Origin of the sequence: Coxiella endosymbiont of Dermacentor marginatus (genome assembly GCF_907164955.1) — a bacterium.
GTDB lineage: Bacteria > Pseudomonadota > Gammaproteobacteria > Coxiellales > Coxiellaceae > Coxiella.
Genome location: NZ_OU015521.1, coordinates 621,501 through 644,832, shown reverse-complemented (window position 1 = coordinate 644,832; position 23,332 = coordinate 621,501). Strand labels below are relative to the sequence as shown.

Sequence of the window (23,332 nt, the reverse complement as noted above, 5' to 3'; positions counted from 1 at the left end):
GCCGATTTAATGAATTTAGCTTCTTCAGAATGAGGATATGGATCTAGACGTCATCCAGAAAATAATCTATTTTCAAACCAATAGAACAGGAAGGGATAAACAGCTTGGCTTTTATTCTATCAAAAATTCTATTAAAACAGTTCAGTGTGAGAACCGATATAGATTAAATAGAACTAAAACTTTTTCTTGCTAATTTTATGTATTAACAGCTATTGACATAAAGTGGAATTCTCTGTAGTCCCGGTAATTTTCACTTGAACTATAATCCCAAAATTTTCAAGTATTGATTTTCCTTAAAGTTTCTTTCAATATCATTTATAACATCTTTAAAAATCTGAAAAGACTCCCCATTATAGGACTCTAACTACTCATAACTGATTGGATTTTTTTATTGAGAGTTTTAATGTAACGAGAATCTACCTAACATATCTTGTAAAGTACAAGATAAATCGCAGATGGTCTTAAAATAAACAAATTATTACTTCTATGACAATATCAGAAGCATCTAATATGAGTGATAAGCATTAAAAATATATCAAACACTTAGCATTTCATCTATCAAACTGATTTTTTTCTCTGTAAAGTAATAGAGATTAATAAAGATCTGTAAATACAATAATAATAAAGCGTAATGAACACCACTCGTGGATAAGCTGTTTACAAATTATTTATGTTTGCAGAAAATGATTATATAAGAAAAGATCATATAAAGGTAAAAAATAAAATTAATGAGTCACTAAGCAAGACTATTACCAGCAAATTTCGTATATTATCCGCAGAAAACCCATCCTGCGATTAACCACTGATAAACTAAAATATACCGAATGTTCGCTGACTCTACTGCATAAACTCATTAACTTAGTAAATCCGAACCTTCATTAGAACTTTTTATTTGCAAGCAAGTGCTAAAATGACGGTTAATCTATTAAACTTGATGTATTTAGCACCTGCACAAGACATTATTTATACAATATGTATATGATAGGAGCTCTCAAAAGAGAAGTAAAAATATTTTGAACTTTAAGCATAAAATATTCATTTCATCCAGTTTTATGTAAAGTAATTGATTGCTTTACTACCATTACTAACATTTCAGCTGTCTTTCTTATAATTTCTTCATCATGCCCTTCTACCATCACTCGTACTACAGGTTCTGTCCCAGAAGGACGTAATAACACGCGACCCTTACCATTTAATCGTTTTCCTGCTTCTAACAATGCTTTTTTAATAGTCAGATGTTGCATATTAAACACACCGTTAATGGGAACATTAATTAGTATTTGTGGATATTTAATCATTACTTTTTTAAGCTCTGCTAGAGGTTTATTTGTTTGTTGTCTGATTCTTAGTATCTGTAAAGCGGTGATAATACCATCCCCTGTAGTGGTAAAACCAAGATCAACAATATGGCCGGAAGATTCACCTCCTAATAGCCAACCTTTCTGTTGCATTAATTCTAAAACGTAACGATCACCCACTGGCGAACGTTCAAACGCAATATGATGATGCTTTAATGTCTGCTCTAATCCTAAATTGCTCATCACAGTACCCACCACCCCTAAAGAACAACTTTCTTTGAAATGGAAACGATCGATAGCTATAACACATAATAATTCGTCTCCATCTACTCTAATACCATGATGATCTACCATAATTAGACGATCGCCATCACCATCGAAAGCTATACCAACATCAGCTTTGTGCTCAAGAACACTGTTTTGAAGCTTTTGAGTATCAGTAGCTCCATATTTATGATTAATATTAAATCCATCAGGCTCATCACCAATAGCGATCACATCCGCACCCAATTCATGAAAAATACTGGGGGCAACAGAATAAGTAGCACCATTAGCGCAATCGACTACAATCTTTAATTGTTTCAGAGACAAATTGGAGGGAAAGGTACTTTTACAAAATTCAATATACCGACCATGAGCTTCACTCATTCGTGCTGCTTTTCCTAAACAATTAGCTGACATAGTACGCATTGGTTTATTAATATGCTCTTCAATAGCTAACTCCAGTTCATCGGATAGTTTATAACCATCCTTATTAAAAAATTTTACCCCATTATCAAGGTAGCTGTTGTGTGAAGCACTAATTACGATTCCCGCATCGGCACGAACAGAATGGGTCAGATATGCAATGGCAGGAGTAGGCATAGGACCTGTTAATTTAATATTGACCCCGGCAGCAGATAACCCTGCTTGCAAAGCCGATTCAATCATATAACCTGAAATACGTGTATCCTTTCCAATTAAAGCAGTCGCCGGATGACTATTCGCTAAGACTTTCCCTACTGCCCAACCGAGCTTCAACATGAACTCAGCGTTAATCAGTGATTTTCCAACTTGTCCTCGAATTCCATCAGTTCCAAAATATTTTTTTTTCATTTCCTTATTTTTTCATTCTCATGTGATCAGATTAACCTTGCGAGCATAGGCAGCGATACGAACTGCTTCCTTACTGGCTTTAACATCGTGGGTACGAATAATAGAAGCACCTTGATAGACAGCTAACACATCAGCGGCAATACTTCCAAATAACCGGTCTTCTGGCAATTGGCTTAAGACATCACCGATCATCGATTTGCGCGACCACCCTGATAATATAGGTAACTTAAAAGATAAGAATTCAGAAAAGTGATTTAATAAATAAAAATTTTCATTCAAGTTTTTTCCGTAGTTACCTTGACCAAAACCAGGATCAATGATTATCTGATTTCGTGAAAGTCCTTGACTTTCACAACGTTCTATAGCGGATTGTAAATCCTGCTTTATAGTTTTTAAAAGATGAACACATGAAGTAGAATCCGGCTTTCGATTTGAATTAGGGAAATGCATTAAACATACTGGAGTTTTTAACTCCTTCACGACTGTCAATGCACCTTCAATCTGCAAGGCCCTTTGGTCGTTAATAATATCTGCTCCAAAATTTATTGCTTCTTTCATAACTTGAGGACGGCTAGTGTCAACAGAAATTAAAATATCAAAGCGTTTTTTTATTCCTTCGATGGCAGGAATCAATCGATTAAGCTCTACCTGAAGAGAAGGAGAATCTGTATCAACGTTTACTAAAGGATTTGTAGCCTCACCACCAATATCTAATATATCAGCCCCATCACGAACCATTTTTTCTGCTGTATAGAAAGTAGAATTTAAATCGAGATGCGGATTATAAAAAGAATTAGGAGAAACATTAATCACTCCCATAATGGCAGGACCAGAAAAGGTGACTGTTCGATTTTCTCTTAGATCCAGACGAAATTGCACTTCTAACATGAAGTACCCTCCTTAAATTGATGCCCTTTCATTAAAGGGGAAATATAAAAATTAATAACAGTTGACCATCTTTCAGCAGGACGAATTTTTTTGTATGTTCTGGGAAGAGAAAGCAATTTCATTGTCCTCTTTTCACCCAGGTGGTGGAGAAGGTTCTTTACCAGCTAAGATCTCCTTAATTTGAACTTCATTAATAGTTTCATATTTGATTAATGCATTAGCCATAAGGTGAAGCTGATCCATATATTCTTCAAGCGTTCTCTTCGCCTCGTCATAAGCCGCATCAATAATACGGCGCACTTCAGAGTCAATTTGTTTACTAGTTGCGTCAGAGATATCTTTACGCTGTGTTACAGAACGTCCGAGGAAAACTTCACCTTCTTCTTCTCGATAAGTCAATGGTCCCATTTTAGGCGACAATCCCCATTTTGTTACCATACTGCGCGCAATCTCAGTCGCTTTTTCAATATCATTGGATGCACCTGTAGTTACTCGTTTCTCACCGAAAATAAGCTCTTCAGCAACTCGTCCACCAAACAGTCCAGCTAATTGGCATTCTAAACGATACTTACTCATACTATAGCGATCTTGTTCTGGTAAGAACATTGTCACCCCTAACGCTCGACCTCTTGGAATAATCGTGACTTTATAAACAGGATCGTGCTCAGGCATATGCAATCCTACAATAGCGTGACCTGCTTCGTGATAAGCTGTCAATTTTTTTTCTTCATCACTCATTACCATTGAGCGCCGTTCGGCTCCCATCATGATTTTATCTTTTGCATGTTCAAACTCAGCTATTCCAACGTCTTTCTTGTTTTCACGTGCCGCAAATAAAGCAGCTTCATTAACGATATTGGCTAAATCTGCCCCAGAAAATCCCGGAGTACCTCGAGCAATAACAGAAGCTTTGACGTCAGATGCCAAAGGCAATTTACTCATGTGCACTTGAAGAATACGTTCACGTCCCTTAATATCTGGCAGTGGCACCACTACTTGACGATCAAAGCGGCCGGGACGCAATAAAGCAGGATCGAGTACATCAGGCCGGTTAGTTGCCGCCATTACAATAATACCTTCTTTTCCTTCAAAACCATCCATTTCCACTAGGAGCTGATTGAGGGTTTGTTCTCGCTCATCGTGCCCACCACCTAAACCTGCACCACGGTGACGACCTACAGCATCAATTTCATCAATAAAGATAATGCATGGTGCTTGCTTCTTTGCCTGATCGAACATGTCGCGAACACGAGAAGCACCAACACCCACAAACATTTCCACAAAGTCAGAACCAGATATAGTAAAGAACGGGACTTTGGCTTCTCCAGCAACAGCTCTAGCCAATAGGGTTTTACCTGTCCCAGGAGGGCCAACAAGCAGTACACCACAGGGCATTTTTCCACCTAAGCGCTGAAATTTACCTGGATCGCGCAGGAAGTCGACTAATTCTTTAACTTCTTCTTTTGCTTCTTCTACACCAGCTACATCATCAAAAGTTACTTTAACTTGATCTTGATTAAGCAGACGAGCTTTACTACGGCCAAACGACATGGGACCACCACCACGACCCCCACCTTGCATCTGGCGCATAAATAAAATCCACACAAAAATCAAAATAAGGAAAGGCAACCAGCTGATAAGTACGTGCAAAAACATACTTTGCTGTTTTGGTGGTTCACCTTTCACATTCACACTCTTAGCTATTAATTGATTAAGTAAAGCTTGATTTTCTATAGGTAAATATGTAGTAAAATGTTTGTTATCTTTAGTTAGACCTTTAATCTCATGACCCTGGATCACGACGCTGCTGATTTTGTCAGCATTAACTGCTTGGATAAATTGTGAATAGCTGTAAGGCTGAACATCGAGTTGTCGTGTACCAAAATTACTAAAGACCATTATAAGAACTACTGCAATGACTAACCAAATCAATAAATTTTTGATCATACTATTCAAGGTGTTACCTCATTTTTACTCATACCTGCTGATTACAGCCCAGAAGCGTAGTTGGCGGGGGTACAACATAACTCACTCGATCTAGCTCGTGAGGCAATCGGTTTAATAGAGTCTGACATGCTTAAAATATGGACGCAACCCGTCGACAAATACCAAACTGTAGACTCGGAAAACTTTAGTCAAGAATTTCCTCTGTTATAAAAAATCTTTAAATACAATTCCACTACAATTTAACCAAATGCATGACTTCAGTTGATCAAAACTCTTCATACCTGAAATATTGGGACCATATTGGAAATAACAAGGTCTATTTGTCCTGTAAAAATTTCTACTTTGCTAAAATCTTTCTGAATAGAACCACCGTTTGAAATTTGAAATCGGATGCACAACTATATAAAGATTCATAGCAAGAATTATGCGTCAATAGGATCACTGAGATTAATAATCTCAGTGATCCTATTGACTGCAACTAATTTCCAGATTAAAAATTTAAATTTATATTTTTCTAATCTCCAAAAATTAAAAGCTGCTCGCTCGAAGCTAGAATTTACTTTTTATTATTATCAATCTAGCTAATTACTAATAAAAGATCCCTAATTGTAATTTAGCAACATCAGACATCATTTCTCTGTCCCAAGGTGGGTCAAAGACAATTTCCACTTTTGCATCATTTACCTCGGGAATGGCTAAAATTTTACGTTTAACATCTTCTACCAATATCAACCCCATTCCACAACCAGGCGCTGTTAAAGTCATTTCAATGACCACACAAAAAATATCATTTGCTAATCTTTCAATATCACAAGTGTATATCAACCCTAATTCTACAATATTGATAGGAATTTCCGGATCAAATACAGTACTAAGTTGAGCCCATACTTTATCTTTCACAGTAGCATCAGATGATAAATATTCCAGAGGATTTTTAGCTGATTTTCCTAAAGAATCAGCATCCCTCGCTTCAATTCTAGCCAGATTTCCAAAAACGTTTACCGTAAACGTGTCGCCTAAACTTTGCACAATAGTTACCTCGGTTCCTTGAGGAACTCTAATAGGCGTCCCAAATGGTATCAGCATCGCTGTCGTATCACGATTTAATACAACAATCTCTTTTTCATTTTTACTATTTATTACCATCAGTGTCTTTATCTTCTCTTAAATAAAAACTTTCTCCGCATCCACAAGAACTAATTGCATTTGGATTATTAAAATGCAACTGATATTGTCCAAAATCTTTTTTTATATAATCTACTAGAGTGCCTTTAATAAGAGGCACACATTGAGAATCAATTAGGATAATCAATCCTAACGTTGTTTTAAGAAGAATGTCACCCTCTTTTGGTATTTCTACAACCTCAGGTTGATACATGTAGCCAGAACAACCTGTTTTTTTTACCGACAACCGAAATTGCGATTTTTTACCACGTTTTTTTGTTAACGACTGAAGATGTTTATAAGCTGTATCTGTCAGCTCGATAATTTTTACCTCATGCATTATCAATCCTCATGGATAGGAGTCTAAATTAGTCTGAACACGCAGAGCTGAAAGCATAGTATGCCAACATAAAGTAGCGCATTTCACTCGCATAGGAAACTCAGCCACACCTGACAAGACAGCCAATTTCCCCAATTCTTCTACATTAGAACTTTTTCCTGTCATTAAGTCATGAAATTGAGAAAATAAAGCTTCACTTTGCTTAATGGTTTTGCCTTTTAAGGTTTCCATCATTAGTGAAGCTGAAGCAATAGATATAGCACAACCACTGCCTTCAAAAGTTGCTTCTTTTACTACACCTTCTTCTTCTCGAAAATATATAGTTAATCGGTCCCCGCACAATGGATTATAGCCATCATGTACATGCGTTGGATTCGCTAATTGACCAAAATGTCGAGGTTTCCGACCATGATCAATAATTATTTCTTGATATAAATCACGTAAATCATTCATTTCTTAATCTGCTAAAAAGCGTTCATTAAATATTTGATTCACTTGAATTAAACCATCAATCAATCTATCGATATCGTTGAACGTATTATAAACACCCAACGTAATTCGCGCTGTTGCAGGTAAATTAAATCGTTTCATTAAAGGCATCGCACAATGATGACCTGCTCGAATAGCAATACCTTTGCTATCTAAAATAGTAGCAATATCATGAGGATGAGCCTGCTTCATAATAAAAGAAATTACACCAATTTTATGCGGAGAGTTACCTATAATTTTTAACCCAGAAATCTTCTGTAATTTTTCCGTCGCATAATTTAATAAGGCTTTTTCATGAATATTAATTTTTTCAAAACCAATTGCCATGAGATAATCAATGGCTGCTCCAAGACCAACAACGCCTGCTATATTAGGCGTACCTGCTTCAAATTTATGAGGTAACGAATTATATTCTGTTTTTTCAAAAGTGACTTGGCGAATCATATTCCCACCCCCTTGATATGGGGGCATTTTTTCTAACCATGTAGTCTTTCCGTAAAGGACACCGATCCCAGTAGGGCCATACAATTTGTGTCCGGAAAAAACATAAAAATCGCAATCTAACTCTTGAACATCTATTGCCATATGAGGAATCGCTTGCGCGCCGTCTAATAAAACTGGAATATTTTTTTGATGCGCCAAATGAATCATTTTTTTAACCGCGTTAACTGTGCCCAATACATTAGAAACATGAATTAATCCTACAATTTTAGTATGTGTAGTTAAAAGACTTTGATATTCATCTAAATTTAAAGTCCCATCATCATGCACCGGAATTATTTTTAACTTTGCCCCAACTCGCTCACATAATAGTTGCCATGGCACAATATTGGAATGATGCTCCATTGCTGAAATTAAAACTTCGTTACCCAACTGAACTTGCAGTGTTCCAAAACTCGCAGCAACTAAATTAATTGACTCTGTAGCCCCCCGCGTAAAAATAATTTCGTGTAAGTGAGCAGCGTTGATAAATGCTTTAACTTTTTTGCGAGTATTTTCATAAGCGGTTGTTGCACGCTCACTGATAGTATAAATCCCTCGATGTACATTAGCATTGTCATGGCAATAATAACGACTTACAGCATCAATCACCGCTTGCGGTTTTTGTGCTGTCGTCCCGGAATCCAAATACACTAATGATTCTCCCCAAACCCTCTCTTTTAAGAGAGGAAAATCATCACGCAAAGAACTGAGTGAATTAGTCATAATAAGTTCTCTAGGTAATTCAACAGCGCTAGGCGTTTTTTAATTCGTTGATACATCCGATTAGCAATAACCTTATGAGGTAATTTTTTTACAATTTCACTAGCAAATGCATAGGCAAGTAAATATTCAGCCTTAGATCTACCAATGCCGCGACTACGTAGATAAAATAGAACTTCATCATCTAACTGACCTACTGTAGCGCCGTGAGTGCACTTTACATCGTTGTTATAAATTTCAAGCTCCGGTTTAGTGTTAACTTCAGCTTTATCTGAAAACATTAAATTTTTATTGATCTGATGTGCAACTGTTTTCTCAGCCTTTGGATGCACGAGAATTTTCCCATTAAATACAGCCCTAGATTTATCACTAATAATTCCCTTATAAATTTGTTGGCTTGTACATCTAGAAACGTTATGATCAACACGAGTGTGATTATCAATGTGCTGCCCACCTTTCAGATGATAAAATCCTAGCAATTGACATGAAGCTTCATGACCTTCTAACGCATAATTCAAATCTTCACGCCCAATAGCTCCTCCTAACGAAAAACAACAGGAAGTCACTTTGCTGCCTCGTGCTTGACTAATTTGAGTATTTGCAATATGAAAAGAAGAGTCATTTTCTTCCTGCAATTTATAAAACACTAAATTAGCAGAAGCTCCAACATTTATTTGAGTTACAATGTTGTTGAAATAAGTTGTAGGACAGATTCCTTGATACTCTTCTAAAAGAGTAATGTTAGAATTCTCTTCAAGGAAAATTAAATGACGCGTTTGGGTCATTTTGAACGGAAAATTTGATTTCATCAAGTAAAGGAGATGAATAGGTTTTTTAAGCTGACAATTTTTCGAGACACGAAGGAAAATACCGTCTTGGAAAAGACCATCATTCAGCAATGAAAAAGGAGTTTGATAGCTCGTAATATTATTCATAATCTCCTGTTCATTTTCTTTTAGTTCTGTTGCCATTAGTGACGTTAATTGAACCTCCGGCGGCAGGTGTATTAAGTTCGATAAAGTTTGTGAAAAATGCCCGTTTATAAAAACTATACGATGGGTATCCTCCATAACAAAACTGGCTATATCGCAATCAGTTATTTCTTCAAACGAAAAAGTGCGAGATGCAATTGGAGTAATATCCGTATATCTCCAATTTTCTAATTTATAACTAGGAAATCCTGTCAACAAAAACATCTTTAATCGCTCACGCTGCCACGTTTTTAAAGAAGTACTGTTTCGATTTTTCAATCTCTTTGAAAAAAATTCAGACCAGCCTTTACTAAGCACTTTCATAGCCAACTATATCCTTTCTTTTCAAGCTCACAAGCTAACGATGGGCCACCCGATACAATAATGCGTCCGTCAACTAAGACATGAACAAAATCTGGGCTAATGTAATCCAAAAGACGCTGATAATGGGTAATCAATAAAATAGCTCGTTTAGAGCTACGTAAACTATTAACTCCTCTAGCAACCATTTTTAGAGCATCTATGTCTAGACCTGAATCAGTTTCATCTAAAATGGCAAGTGAGGGTTCAAGCATTAACATTTGCAAAATTTCATTACGTTTTTTTTCACCTCCTGAAAATCCTTCATTAATTGATCTTTTCAAAAACTTATCATCCATATCAGTCAAGGCTAATTTTTCTTTAACTAAAGCCATTATGTCCAATGCATCTAATTCTGGTTCGCCACGTTTTTTTCGAATGCCATTAACAGCTGTTTTTAAAAAATAAAAGTTATTTACACCGGGAATTTCTACAGGATATTGGAACGCCAAAAATAAACCTGCCTTAGCACGATCCTCAGGTAATAGTTCTAGTAAATTCTGATTAAAGTATGTCACTTCACCAGCTGTAACGGAATAATTATTTCGGCCAGCTAATACAGATGCCAACGTACTTTTACCAGAACCATTAGGACCCATAATGGCATGCACTTCGCCAGCATTAATGGTTAGATTCACTCCACGGAGAATTTCATTATTATTTATGTTTGTGTGTAAGTTTTTTATTATTAGCATAGATATTTTTTTGATCATTAATCAGCGCTGTTATCCAACAGATCCCTCTAAACTAACTTCCATCAGTTTTTGTGCTTCAACAGCAAATTCCATTGGTAATTTTTGAAAAACTTGTTTACAAAATCCATTCACAATCATCGATACAGCATCTTCTTCGGCAATACCACGTTGACGACAATAAAACAACTGATCATCCCCAATTTTTGAGGCTGTAGCTTCATGTTCAATATGCGCCGTGGGATTTTTTACTTCAATATAAGGGAAGGTGTGAGCACCGCAATTACTTCCCAATAATAAAGAATCGCATTGGCTATAATTACGGGCATTGTTAGCAGTTGATCCAACACGCACTAAACCGCGGTAACTATTTTGCCCATGTCCAGCAGAAATTCCTTTAGAAATAATCGTGCTTTTAGTATTGTTACCTAGATGTACCATTTTTGTACCAGTATCAGCCTGTTGAAAATTATTCGTTAAGGCTACGGAATAAAATTCACCAACGGAATTATCACCTCTTAAAATAACACTTGGGTACTTCCAGGTAATTGCAGATCCCGTTTCAATTTGGGTCCAAGAGATTTTAGAATTATTTCCGTGACACATACCTCGTTTTGTCACAAAATTATAAACTCCACCCTGTCCATTTTCATCTCCAGGATACCAGTTTTGCACGGTAGAATACCTTATTTCAGCATTAGCTAGAGCTACTAATTCGACCACAGCAGCATGTAATTGGTTTTCGTCTCTCTGTGGAGCTGTACAACCCTCTAAGTAACTCACATAGCTTCCTTCGTCAACGATAATTAATGTTCGCTCAAATTGTCCAGTATTAGCCGCATTAATTCGAAAATAAGTAGATAATTCCATAGGGCAACGAACCCCTTTTGGCACATATACAAAAGAACCGTCACTAAAAACAGCAGAGTTTAATGTTGCGAAAAAATTATCACGGTAAGGAACAACGCTACCTAAATATTTTTTAACTAAATTGGGGTACTTTTTTACTGCCTCTGAAAAAGAACAAAAGATAACTCCTGAAGCAGCTAGTTTTTTTTTAAATGTTGTTGCTACTGAGATACTATCAAAAATAGCATCCACAGCGACACCTGCTAATCGATGCTGCTCATATAAAGGGATACCCAATTTACTGTAAGTCTCGAGTAATTTAGGATCAACTTCTTTTAAACTTTTAGGTTTGTTCTTCGATTTTGGTGCCGCGTAATAACTAATAGCTTGATAATCAATAGGTTCGATATGAAAGGGGGCCCATTTCGGGAATTCCATAGTTATCCAATGACGATAGGCTTGGAGTCGCCACTCTAGCATGAAACTAGGTTCATTTTTCTTCTCTGAAATAAGCCTAATAACATCTTCATTTAATCCTGGCGCAACAACATCCATTTCAATGTCCGTAATAAACCCATGTTCGTAGGTTTTATTAACAACTTTCTGTAAATAACTTTCATTAGTCACTATTTTTCCAAATTTTAATAGCACTACAGGAGGTTTCTGATTAAGAATCTACTGAAAACCACTGTATCGAAAGATCGCATATCGCATTAGTAGTAGTAGTATTCACCTTGCAACTCATTAAGGATTTTCATATCTACGAGATTCAGGAGCTATTTAACATTTCAAGTGTCAATCCATTGATGATGGATTGACACTTCTCACACAATTCTACAAAAAACGATGTCTGTTCGCATCAATTTACATTCCGTCATCGCAAGCCTATCGTCAATGGGAGTGAAAATGTCGGTTATGCTTGTTTTCCAGTGCGGCATCAGTCGATAGTTGCTACTACCAGTACCGAACCTAGAGTTGACTAACTTAATGTCATTCAAAAATTTCAAGACCTCATAATTAATAACCATTGAAAACAGAGGTCTAGGCGATTTGCGCTGTACTGAGCCGCTTTTATCAGGAAGTCAAACATAGTGTTTCATTACTGTTATAATATAATTAACTAGTCGACTATTTCCAACATCTTATTCTCTATCCTTCTTTATACCATAAAGAATCTCCCTAGTCTCCCAGCATAAATTGGGAAGCAGTGAGCTCATGACTCTTAAATTATAGTCTTCGTTTAATTAATCCCGTTACTCTTTCCTTTGCTTTAAAGATTGGCAATATAATACCACGCTTGTTTTATTTCGCAACGAACAAACCAGAACTGTTGCTGTGATCTTGGCAAAAAAAATCTTTTACCTCTCGACGTTCTGTTCCACTTTGTATAGGTACTATCAAAATACCTCACTTGCTTTTATGTAAATTCAGACCGAGGTGCATTATACACTATTCTCTCAGGCCTTATCGTCAGTGGAATTTATTTTAACGGCCCTCTTATCGAAAAGCCTGTAATCACGATCGGGCGTTATCTGGGAACAAACTTCAGATAAGGAACCTTCCCTTTTTTTAAATTAGATACTGGTTACGTCCATCCGTGCTTAAAATCATTAGGGAAATTATTATTTCCATCATCCTTATTTCGTTACTCTGAGAATCGCCTTTGATTTTGTAACATTTCATTTATAATGTTACATAATTATGCTGATTTCCATTTAAAAAGCGAAAAATTAGTTCTAACCTGTTATTTAACAACTGGCAACACATCTACTCTATTGTTTTTTTGATTGTTTTTATAAGTATAATTTGTAGTATTCGTATTTTAGTGTAATTGATGTTCTTGCCATCCATTCACCAATTATAAGCTTGTTTACATGAAAACAATATATTTTCAAAAGACATATTAATAAGATTGCACATTAAATCATCTTGATTATCAGTGTAATAGATGGTATCTCCTCTGTATTTTTAGTGTTATAGTACATATTAATTTAGAAAATGATATTACTTTTTAAATTACAGTCTTCAATATTTATCTATTTTCAAAGGCATTTCTTGTTTATTAAAAGCTCATTGGGAAAATTTTTTAAGTTTTAAAGAAAACTGATGGCAATCACCCTACTACTACACTGTCTAGACAGCAAAGTTTTTGTTAAAGTCTATCTTGCCATTAGCAGCATAAGTAACTAAAGAAAACATGGGAAAATACCTAATACCCATTAATTTAAAATCAGTTCGGATGATTGGATCTTTTTCAACTGCTACTTTATATTACTTACTAAAAACAGATATTTCAAAAAACTGAATATTTTTAGATTAGCTAAACTCCCTATTAAAAATTAGGAAATTCATCCGTAAAATGGATCAACTGTTAAAAAGAAAGGCTCATAACGCCATATATAGTCATTTATTCAAAAAATTAATAATACGAGAGGGAATTTTGTAATATGTTGTCAGATATTTTAATGAGAAAATAGGAAATTATCGGTTAGCTCAAGATCAATTACCAGCGGTAATTAAAAGCAAATTTTATAACTATCAAGAATAATTTTTTTAAGAGTTTTTTTAAGAGTGCTTTGTTCAATATTTTCTTATCTTCATCTTTAGTAATTAAATAAAGCTTAAAAAAACATTATAAAATGAAAGCTATAAGTTGTCATTTCGATCGATAAGAATTATCAACTACCAAAGAATATCCAAAGGAAAAACGATTCTAGAAATCACTTATATCATCCAAAAGCTCGGTGAAATTCAATCAATTGTGCTATTATTTGCCTTTGGACACTACCTTCATCACATTTGTCATCCAATCGATTCTTTCCAGCTAGCAAACAAAAATAAACAGTGATTAAACAGCGACTAAGTAGATAACCTCATCTTTTCATAATCCTGTGATTATCAATAAAAATTTATTTATCTTAAAAAGTTCTAAATTTAAGATCACAATTAAGCATTATTTAGAATCTCTTACATAATTTGATTATCAATGAAAAATCTGATTCACTTGAAACGACGCTACAAAAGAGATTGATTTTTTAAAAAAAAATTTAGACGAAGAACAACAAGAATCTATTAATAAATTAAACAATTATTTATTCTTTATTCAAAATCCTTTATCCTTGATAAAAAAAGCGTATTGTCATTCTGAAAAATTCATCTTCTCCATCCTACATGGAACTTAAAATCTCTTTCTTTGAGAAGAGGGATAGGTCACTTCTTCACGAATATACGTGGGCTCCGCTTTTTTAGGTAACAGAATATTGCCTTTCTTAAATTTCTGCTGAGCAATCAATGCTACCGAAGTGGCGTCAGGATAAATATTCTCCTTTGTGAACTGGAAATCTGATGGCAGAGAGGATCGATATACGGACCATGCATTTCCAACACCTATCATTCTTGCTCCTTTCGGAAATTGAATATTCCTTGGATGGTCCATATGATCACCAATAATCTCTTGCATAATTCTTTTTTTATCTGCTTGGTAAACACCCCAGTAAATAGCATCCATTCGTGCATCCCAACCAGCAATCACTTGCTCACTATTTATCTGTTGATAAGCTGCCTGGGCTAACGCTTGTAAAGTTGAAACGGGGATAACTGGAAGATCAATTCCATAAGCGATTCCTTGTGCGACCCCTGTAGCAATACGAACACCCATAAAACTTCCTGGCCCAGACCCAAAAGCAATTGCATCGAGGTTTTTCAGGTTTATTTGGGCGTTACTCAGTAATTCATCAACTAAATTTAGAAGAATATCTGAATGTCTCCGCGGAGCAATTTCGAATCTTTGAGTAATTTCTCCATTTAGCCATAGGGCAACTGAACAAGCAGCCGTGGCTGTTTCAAACGCTAGTAGTTTAGCCATCTTCAATCAACACCTTATTTAGAAATTGTTTTTCTCAAAAGATTTTATAAGTAAAACGTGCTTCTATGAAAAGGATTATAAAGTTAACAGCGAAATTCCCATTGGTCTTTACAAGATAATAATCATCGTAAAGACTACATTCATCGTAACAAATTACAAGAGCTTGATAGAATCCAGATTGCCCCAGTTCGTTAATTAGATGCCGATTTCAGAGGTAATTTTAAATTTAGCTAATTTAAAATAATAGACTTAAAAAAAGATGATATTGCACATAACAGCTGCCTCTCAAAAAGAGAGACTTGCATTTTAAGGCTTTGATAAATTATTTTTAATTGCAGAGTATTTTGATCTAATTAGGTAGTTTGCCCGTAACTGATTGTGTTCTGCGAGATGCATCTTTTGCCGTTGATTAAAGAAACCTTCACAACTTTAAAAGTGAGTTCACTAAAGTGCACTGAAAACTGTTTAATTCAATATTTAACTCTAAAATTTTAGATACTATCGTAAATATACATCGTAAATATACAGTGAATTTGCAAGTTTAGTATGTCTCAAAAAAGATTTCATCTCACTTTTTATAGAGAACTTAATGAGAATCCCTACTCAATAAAATATTCATAAGCTCACTTTTGATTATTTTATCAATCATTTCTTCATATTAAGAACATTAAAAGTGTTATTGCATTCCTAGATATGTCTCATATCAAAATTAATCTCATTCCTGAGAATAACCAATTTGTAAATTCTAATTATTTTCTTCAAGAAAAAAAGCGGTTTATCCTTTATTTAAGTCCATTAATATAAAACTGTTTATCTGTCTTCGATCTAAGTACTATCGCGGAAATAAAATTCTCCTTACTATAGAAGAATATAGAAGCTGTCTATTTTAGATACCTATTTATTGAAATTAGATGGTTAGGGAGTCAACTCGGTAATCTCTTTAATCGTTAAAATATATTTTTACGAACCTCGTTTTTATTATTAATCTCTTGATTTGCATTGGCGCAGAAACGCACCACTGTGATCATCGGTCGTATTTCTACAAGGATTAGATGCTCTGTTCCTATTACTCTAATGATCATAGCCATAGCTAAATAGCTCTTTTATGGATCTGAAAAGATTTAGCTGTCATCTTTTGGACTGATTGCAGTTTCGGACTTTGTTTCTGATCGAGTTATTACACCTAACCGATATCTTCTCTGGGCTTAATGTAACCTATAATTACTATCATGATTGTAACTCATTTATTTATAGAAAAAGATGTGAAAAAGAAAATACTCATAGTCTTATTTTATTAGCTTTTATACTGATCATATTAACTGTAGGATTAATCGGAGGAAATTTATAGGAATAAAATTCCCTAAAAACACTTAACTTTATTGATCATAGGTGTTATTTCCAATGATAATTTTTTTTGGTCTGTAAAAAATAAAGTCAAAAACCTTCCTAGTTATTTTTATTATTTTCATAAACGTTTATTTATTACATGTTAATTAGTTATTACAGCAAGTATATCCATAATTATGGACGCACTTTGTTTTTTATAAATTCATTTAATATCTTTATTTATCTAAATTATTTACTCATTTAGTAGAAATTACTACTTTATCTATTAGCGTTACGTTGATTGATTTTAGATACATATTTATTTTATTAGACCCTATCTCACATCACTTATCATTTTCTCTGATTATCATTGTTTAATAAGACTTTAGTCTTAGTTTCACCTTTCTTAACAAAACCCACCCTATGCTGAGCGTTCAGGTGTTGCCTAAAGAAAAATTAAGTGAAGAACTGGTATTATTTAAAATTAATTATTTATTTGAGTATTCTTTAAATATTGTTAATTAATACTTTATGCTTTGTAATGATCTCTCTTTTGCTAAATTGATTCAAATATTCAAAAAAGCTCTAATTCACGTACTCTACAAAAATAGTAATCTTTGAAAGTTTTATAGCGATTAGGCTAATGTACCTCAATCGTGTAGAAAATTGGCAGGGACTTTTTTTACATAAAATGCAAAACCTAGACGTTAGGTAGTACTTCCTCATAAGGATTAGGATCGGTTTTTAATTTGATGTGAATTGGAACCCCGATAAAATTAAATGTTTTTCTGAAATAATTAGCAAGATAGCGAGAATACGATTGAGAAAGGGATTGAGTTTTTTTACCATGAATAACAATGGTTAGCGGACGGCGACTGCCAAGATGCGCATACCGCAAACGCACTCGCTGCCCTTTTACTAATGGTGATTTATGTTCTGAAACTGCTTTTTCCAAAGTTTTTGTCAATTGGTTCGTGGTTAATTTCTGATGAGTCGATTGGTATGACTCCTCAATTGCTTGAAATAATTTTCCCATCCCTTTGCCTTTTAACGCGGAAATAAAATAAAAGCAAGCAAAATCTATAAAAGACATTCGTCGGTTAATATCTTGCCTTACTTGTTTGCGCTTGTTGTTCTCTAAACAATCCCATTTATTAATAGCTATCACTAATGGTGCACCTGTCTCAATTATTAAATTTGATAATCGTAAATCCTGTGCTCTTATACCTTCATGAGCATTTAAAACAAAAATAATAACATCAGCAACATACATAGCTTGCATTGATTTAATAATTGAAAATTTTTCTACTTGTCCGTGAATTCTCGCTCGTTTGCGAATACCCGCCGTATCAATTAACGTGTATTTATTATTTCCTTGAATAAAAGGAATATAAATGTTTTCTCGGGTCGTTCCTGGTTGATCATAGACAATGACACGTTCTTCACCTAACAGTCTATTAACAATAGTAGATTTTCCTACATTCGGCCGGCCAATTAACGCAATTTTAATTCCTAATTCTTTTTCAACTTCTTTTCCCGCAATTTTTTTTTCTAACATCAACTTACCGAGAATATTCGTCATTAACCGATTGATTCCATAACCTTTTTTTGCTGAAATCAAATAAAGTTCACTAAAACCTAATCGATAGAATTCACTTCGAGTCGTTTCTGCTTCAGTTCTATCTACTTTATTAATTACAAGAAAGATTCTTTTATTTTTTTTGCGCAACCGATTAGCTATAATTTCATCGATAGAAGTAAGACTTACTGCTGCATCTACCAAAAATAAAACACAGTCTGATTCTTCAATTGCTTGATTCACTTGAGTTTCTGCAAGAACTGCTATAGCGGATTCTTCTGAATCTGCTAGCCCTCCTGTATCCACTATCAAGATACGTTGAGATCCGATTGTTACTCTCCCGTACTGACGATCCCGCGTGACTCCAGGAATATCAGCCACTAATGCTACTTTGCTTTTTGTTAAGTAGTTAAATAATGTCGATTTACCAACGTTAGGTCGACCAACGATGGCAATAACTGGAAGCATGTTTATATTCCTTACCCCACGTGGAAAGATCTCTTCATGAAGAGATACACTTGATTTCTTTAGCTGGATATTCTTAATTTATAAATAAGAACCCTCAATTTCAATAGATTAGATCTATTGTGATGCTTATAAAATTTTCGGTATCTGCTTTATTTATTACTGCATAAATACTTATCTTTAATATTTTCACTAATTAAGCTAACATAAAATCATTAATCGCTTTCAAACTTGCTGCCAATAAAGAAAGACAATCCAGAACGAACACCGCATTCTTGACGTTTAGTTCAAGAAAGAAATAGCTAAAAAAGTGGTTCTTGGATAATTTTAATAATCTGATTTATTAATTGATTTGTTTTAGCTTGTCAGTATTTGATAATCGCATGTTTTTCAAAAATATGAAGCTTTTTTATGGATCCATCTTTGCTAATGATGATGCCGACACACCTGTTAATACAAACCAATTAAAATTCTAACAGCGCGATAGAAACAGAAACCGGGATGATTATGTCATCATTGTTTAATAATTTCAATTTGTTCTTTATTGGAAGATATTCCATAATTTAATTATCTAACTGTTCGAACAGTTAGATTGTTTATTCACATAAATTTTTTCATGTAAATAAGCTATTAATTCATTTTCACTAAGTTGTTGTTGTGGTAAAGTCTTACGTAGAGGTTTAATGGTTATTTTATTCGTTTTTATCTCTTCTTTACCAATAACTAGTGCCCATTTTGCACCACTCTTATCAGCACGTTTAAATTGACTTTTAAAACTACCACCGCTGAGATGGGTTTCTATAATCAAATTAGGTAAAGCATCATGAAGGCGTTCTGCGACTATTAATCCCCGCTCTACTGCTTGCTTTCCGTCTGCTAAGAGATAAATATCAGAATGAAGGGCACATTCACGTGTTGCTTGCAGTAATAATATTATTCGTTCCAAACCGGCAGCAAACCCAACTGCTGGCATTGGATGATCTCCAATTTGTTCAACTAGGTCATCATAACGTCCTCCTGCACAAACAGTACCCTGAGTACCTAATTGACTAGTCACCCATTCAAAAACAGTATGGGTATAGTAGTCAAGACCCCTAACTAGGTTAGGATTTACAATATAAGAAAACTTTGCTTGATCTAAGAAAGATTTTAATTGATCCCAATGACGACGAGATTCATCATCCAAATAATCTAGAAGCTTTGGTGCTCCTTCAATAATAGATTTCATAGCAGGGTTCTTACTATCTAGAATTCGCAAAGGATTAATAATCAGACGCCGTTGACTGTCTTCATCCAATTCTGTCTTTCGTGACTTCAAATAATGAATTAGTCTTTCTTGATAGTGTAAACGACAGTGCTGTGTTCCTAACGTATTCAATTCTAATGTAATGTATTTTTCTAAACCAAGTAATTTCCATAGGCGACGACCTATTAAAATTAACTCAGCATCAATAGCGGGATTTGCTATTCCATAAGTTTCTATACCTATTTGGTAAAATTGACGGCGGCGGCCTTTTTGAGGCTTTTCATAACGAAACATAGGCCCTATATACCACAATCTTTGGATTTTGTTGTAAAAAAGACTATTTTGAATACCTGCTCGAACGCAACTGGCGGTTCCTTCCGGGCGTAATGTGAAACTTTCTCCATTTTGGCCTAAGAAAGTGTACATTTCTTTTTCTACAATATCTGTAGCTTCACCAATAGTACGCTTAAATAAAGCAGTTTGCTCTACTATGGGTAAGCGGATTTCACGATAACCGTAAGAAGTAATAAGTTTGCGAAACTTTTTCTCAAGGAAAGACCAATAAGGTATTTCGTCAGGGAGAATATCTTTCATCCCTCGAATAGCTTTAATCGTTCCTGTCAATGATCCATCCTTGAAAAAATAATTTTATTTTTTATTGTTGACGTCACAGGTGGTGTTGATTCATGAATCATTTCTTTCAAAGGTAACCCCTGTCGGTGCCACAACAAATTGTATCTGTTCCATCGAACGTTTTTTTTCTTGCCACCAAATACCAACTGATACAATTAAGATAGCTAAAATTAGAAAAGTAATCCAACGAGTCATCTTTCGGCTAATCATCCGACTTGAGTGCGAAATTACGGGAACTGATTGATGTTTTACTGATTTTTCTTCCTGAACTTTAATTTGTTCAAATTCTTCATTTAAAGCTAAGGCATCAAATGCGGTCATAATCTTTTCAGATCTAAGTCCAACACAGCGAGCATAGGCACGTAAATAGCCTCTTACATAAATTAAAGCAGGAGCTTGGGAATAGTCATCCTTTTCTAGATTTTCTACCCACTGAACACTTAAATGCATTTGTCTCGCTATATTGTCGTGCTTGAAGTTCTTATTTTGGTGGGCCTCACACAATAAAGTTCCTGATGTTTTAATAATTAGTTAGATAATTTGGTATTAATCTCTGTGTCTTCAATTACGGTTTCCTTCTATAGACCAGCATTCCTAGGTAATACTTAATCCGCATTATACCTGAGTTAATGACTATCTAGAAACATATTATCCTTGAAAAAAGGATTTATGTATTTTATAAGTTTTAAAGATGCTAGCTCTATTCTAAGCTACTTTATTCTTCGCTTTAATCAGAGATTTTTATTCTTCAGAAAAGATAAATCTAAGTTTTAAGCCAGCGTTGATAACGTCCCGTGAGATCTTGAAATTGGCCTATCAATTGACCACAAGCGCCTGCAATCTCGTTTCCCCGCGTTTGTCGAACTCGCGTATTAAATCCTGATTTTATCAACTTTTTTTGAAAAGTAGTAATAGTTATTTCAGTGGAACAGCGATAATGAGTTCCCTCAAATGAATTAAAAGGTATTAAGTTTATTTTACAAGGTACATTCGACAATAATTGAATCAGCTGTTGTGCTTCCTCGAGTCTATCATTAACTCCCTTAATCATTACATATTCGAAGGTTACGCAACGCTTACTTTCACGAGGATAATAATCCCGACAAAGAGGAATTAATTTCTGCAAGGGATATTTTTTATTAAGCGGAACAAGAATATCTCGCAATTCTTTATTTGGAGCATGAAGAGAAACAGCTAGAGAAACTGGGCTTTCTCGGCACAGACGTTGCATCGCAGGAATGACTCCGGACGTACTGAGAGTTACCCGATACTTAGATAAGCCATATGCATGATCAAGCATCATCAAATGCATGGCTGCCAATACAGAATCGTAATTTAATAACGGTTCACCCATTCCCATCATAACTACATTGGTAATCTTGTAGAAAGGTTTCATTTTTAAAATCCGGGTAGCTAACCAAACCTGCCCAATAATTTCATCTAATGTAAGGTTGCGATTAAATCCTTCTTTTCCTGTAGCACAAAAGCTGCAATTTAAAGCACATCCCACCTGGGAGGAAACACATAAAGTTCCTCGATTATGGCCAGGGATAAACACAGTTTCTATTTTATTATTATCATCTAAACGAAATAACCATTTATGGGTACCATCTTGGGATATACGCTCCAATGCCAATTCTGGTAGATTCACTACAGCTTTCTTAGTTAATTGGAGTTGGAATGCCTTACTAAAATTCGTCATCAAGGAAAAATCAATTACCATCTTCTGATGGATCCATTGTAAGAGCTGAGTTGCACGATAAGCTGGCTGACTACAGGAGATTACAAACTTTCTAAGTGCGTCCTCGTTTAAATTTAAAAGATTAATCTTTTCTATCATTTTTAAATATTTAATAAAGTCTTAAACAAATAGAATATAGAATATAGAGAGATTATGTATCCGAATTTGTTCTACTATATCTTAAGTTTTAAGCTACATAATATATATAATCAACGATTAACTATATTTGAGTGGGATGTTTTTGTACCTTTTATTACGAATCAACACCTAATTACCTAGTTTTCACTGTATGCAATCATAATTCTGGATAACAATTCTAACTAATTAAATGTGAAGCACTCAAATTGATTTTAATTTCAAAGTAATTAAGTTTAGGACATGGAAATAACATATCAAATTAACTGTCTCATTTACTACGTGAGTATTTTCATCGCTCATATCATTTTTAATTTATTATTCGTTTTCTTAATGGAAAACCAGTTTGTCATTAAATCTTATAAAAACTAGATCAAAAAATCCTTAAATGAATTAAAAATTAAAAAATGCTACTGATATTAATAATCTTTTTATCAACAAAATTTACCTTTCTCGATGAGAATTGTTGACTGCTTTCAGAAGATAGAACAATTCAGTAAATGATAAGAGTATGCGGAAATTTCCTAAAGAAAAACCAGATGGTGAAGTAATCTCTGCGTTTAAGATGATTAATGAATTCATACTTTTCATAGATGGAAGAACTTAAATAAAGCACTACCTTCGAGAAATAGAAACAGCATTTAAAACACTACTGTACACATTCTTAAATTCCAAATTGGAAAAAAGTCGTGGTTCTAGATAGAGAATATTGCATTTTAAGAACAAAACTAGATAATACTCACACACAGGCAGTTATCGTCATACATCGAATTTGATAAGAAGAAAATTAGAGAATTGTATCAAGTGATTATTATTATTGCTACTATTTTTCTACTAATCTAATCTAGTTTAAGTAAACTAAAAGCTTCATAGTGGACAGTATAACTTCCCTCCAAAAGTATTCTGTCCTCAAACCTTTGAATTCATAATATTGTGCAAGATTATATAAGTTCATTTTGAGAGCTACTTTAAAGATGTAGATGTATGTATTAGGTGTAATAAAATGATCGATAGATTCCTAATTTGTGACTGACTTCCCGATTTTT

General features: G+C 34.5%; 14 protein-coding genes and 1 pseudogene. All 15 read right to left on the bottom strand.

Annotated features, from left to right (window positions below):
* Window positions 1–1,040: 1,040 nt before the first annotated feature.
* Complete coding sequence (gene glmM, locus ONG85_RS02515; protein ID WP_264435371.1) at window positions 1,041–2,393, bottom strand: phosphoglucosamine mutase; 1,353 nt, start codon at window positions 2,391–2,393, stop codon at window positions 1,041–1,043.
* Window positions 2,394–2,411: 18 nt separating this feature from the next.
* The gene (gene folP / locus ONG85_RS02510) at window positions 2,412–3,281 is read right to left on the bottom strand and encodes a dihydropteroate synthase (RefSeq protein WP_264435370.1); all 870 of its coding nucleotides are present in this window, start codon (window positions 3,279–3,281) and stop codon (window positions 2,412–2,414) included.
* A 138-nt stretch (window positions 3,282–3,419) separates the two neighbouring features.
* Window positions 3,420–5,237 (bottom strand): annotated as a pseudogene (gene ftsH / locus ONG85_RS02505) (ATP-dependent zinc metalloprotease FtsH); the annotation flags it as partial.
* A gap of 579 nt (window positions 5,238–5,816) precedes the next feature.
* A complete protein-coding gene (gene sufT / locus ONG85_RS02500) occupies window positions 5,817–6,374 on the bottom strand; it encodes a putative Fe-S cluster assembly protein SufT (RefSeq protein ID WP_264435368.1) in 558 nt (185 codons plus the stop codon).
* Window positions 6,361–6,732 (bottom strand): Fe-S cluster assembly scaffold SufA, encoded by a 372-nt coding sequence (gene sufA, locus ONG85_RS02495; protein ID WP_264435367.1) that lies wholly within the window; start codon window positions 6,730–6,732, stop codon window positions 6,361–6,363. The genes sufT and sufA overlap by 14 nt, the downstream gene beginning before the upstream one ends.
* A 9-nt stretch (window positions 6,733–6,741) precedes the next feature.
* The gene (gene sufU, locus ONG85_RS02490; protein WP_264435366.1) at window positions 6,742–7,185 is read right to left on the bottom strand and encodes a Fe-S cluster assembly sulfur transfer protein SufU; all 444 of its coding nucleotides are present in this window, start codon (window positions 7,183–7,185) and stop codon (window positions 6,742–6,744) included.
* A 3-nt stretch (window positions 7,186–7,188) separates the two neighbouring features.
* Entirely contained in the window at window positions 7,189–8,427 is a 1,239-nt protein-coding gene (locus ONG85_RS02485) for a cysteine desulfurase (RefSeq protein WP_264435365.1), read from the bottom strand.
* Complete coding sequence (sufD, locus tag ONG85_RS02480; protein WP_264435364.1) at window positions 8,424–9,719, bottom strand: Fe-S cluster assembly protein SufD; 1,296 nt, start codon at window positions 9,717–9,719, stop codon at window positions 8,424–8,426. The genes ONG85_RS02485 and sufD overlap by 4 nt, the downstream gene beginning before the upstream one ends.
* Complete coding sequence (gene sufC / locus ONG85_RS02475) at window positions 9,716–10,450, bottom strand: Fe-S cluster assembly ATPase SufC (protein ID WP_264435363.1); 735 nt, start codon at window positions 10,448–10,450, stop codon at window positions 9,716–9,718. Before sufC ends, sufD begins: the two co-directional genes overlap by 4 nt.
* A 30-nt stretch (window positions 10,451–10,480) precedes the next feature.
* A complete protein-coding gene (sufB, locus tag ONG85_RS02470; RefSeq protein WP_264435362.1) occupies window positions 10,481–11,923 on the bottom strand; it encodes a Fe-S cluster assembly protein SufB in 1,443 nt (480 codons plus the stop codon).
* Between the two features lie 2,551 nt (window positions 11,924–14,474).
* A complete protein-coding gene (tsaB, locus tag ONG85_RS02465; RefSeq protein WP_264435361.1) occupies window positions 14,475–15,161 on the bottom strand; it encodes a tRNA (adenosine(37)-N6)-threonylcarbamoyltransferase complex dimerization subunit type 1 TsaB in 687 nt (228 codons plus the stop codon).
* 2,026 nt (window positions 15,162–17,187) lie between these two features.
* On the bottom strand, window positions 17,188–18,534 hold the full coding sequence (gene der, locus ONG85_RS02460) for a ribosome biogenesis GTPase Der (protein WP_264435360.1): 1,347 nt from the start codon (window positions 18,532–18,534) through the stop codon (window positions 17,188–17,190).
* Window positions 18,535–19,102: 568 nt separating this feature from the next.
* Window positions 19,103–20,401 (bottom strand): histidine--tRNA ligase, encoded by a 1,299-nt coding sequence (gene hisS, locus ONG85_RS02455; protein WP_264435358.1) that lies wholly within the window; start codon window positions 20,399–20,401, stop codon window positions 19,103–19,105.
* A 60-nt stretch (window positions 20,402–20,461) separates the two neighbouring features.
* The gene (locus ONG85_RS02450) at window positions 20,462–20,860 is read right to left on the bottom strand and encodes a helix-turn-helix domain-containing protein (RefSeq protein ID WP_406566705.1); all 399 of its coding nucleotides are present in this window, start codon (window positions 20,858–20,860) and stop codon (window positions 20,462–20,464) included.
* Window positions 20,861–21,173: 313 nt separating this feature from the next.
* Window positions 21,174–22,250 carry a 23S rRNA (adenine(2503)-C(2))-methyltransferase RlmN gene (gene rlmN / locus ONG85_RS02445; RefSeq protein ID WP_264435356.1) on the bottom strand — a complete coding sequence of 359 codons (1,077 nt, stop codon included), beginning with the start codon at window positions 22,248–22,250 and terminating at the stop codon, window positions 21,174–21,176.
* Window positions 22,251–23,332 lie beyond the last annotated feature (1,082 nt).

Excerpts from the sequence above, each read along its gene's own strand:
- glmM (WP_264435371.1), bottom strand. The coding sequence starts at position 2,393 with ATGAAAAAAAAATATTTTGGAACTGATGGAATTCGAGGACAAGTTGGA.
- folP (WP_264435370.1), bottom strand. The coding sequence starts at position 3,281 with ATGTTAGAAGTGCAATTTCGTCTGGATCTAAGAGAAAATCGAACAGTC.
- sufT (WP_264435368.1), bottom strand. The coding sequence starts at position 6,374 with ATGGTAATAAATAGTAAAAATGAAAAAGAGATTGTTGTATTAAATCGT.
- sufA (WP_264435367.1), bottom strand. The coding sequence starts at position 6,732 with ATGCATGAGGTAAAAATTATCGAGCTGACAGATACAGCTTATAAACAT.
- sufU (WP_264435366.1), bottom strand. The coding sequence starts at position 7,185 with ATGAATGATTTACGTGATTTATATCAAGAAATAATTATTGATCATGGT.
- ONG85_RS02485 (WP_264435365.1), bottom strand. The coding sequence starts at position 8,427 with ATGACTAATTCACTCAGTTCTTTGCGTGATGATTTTCCTCTCTTAAAA.
- sufD (WP_264435364.1), bottom strand. The coding sequence starts at position 9,719 with ATGAAAGTGCTTAGTAAAGGCTGGTCTGAATTTTTTTCAAAGAGATTG.
- sufC (WP_264435363.1), bottom strand. The coding sequence starts at position 10,450 with ATGCTAATAATAAAAAACTTACACACAAACATAAATAATAATGAAATT.
- tsaB (WP_264435361.1), bottom strand. The coding sequence starts at position 15,161 with ATGGCTAAACTACTAGCGTTTGAAACAGCCACGGCTGCTTGTTCAGTT.
- der (WP_264435360.1), bottom strand. The coding sequence starts at position 18,534 with ATGCTTCCAGTTATTGCCATCGTTGGTCGACCTAACGTTGGTAAATCG.
- ONG85_RS02450 (WP_406566705.1), bottom strand. The coding sequence starts at position 20,860 with ATGCATTTAAGTGTTCAGTGGGTAGAAAATCTAGAAAAGGATGACTAT.
- rlmN (WP_264435356.1), bottom strand. The coding sequence starts at position 22,250 with ATGATAGAAAAGATTAATCTTTTAAATTTAAACGAGGACGCACTTAGA.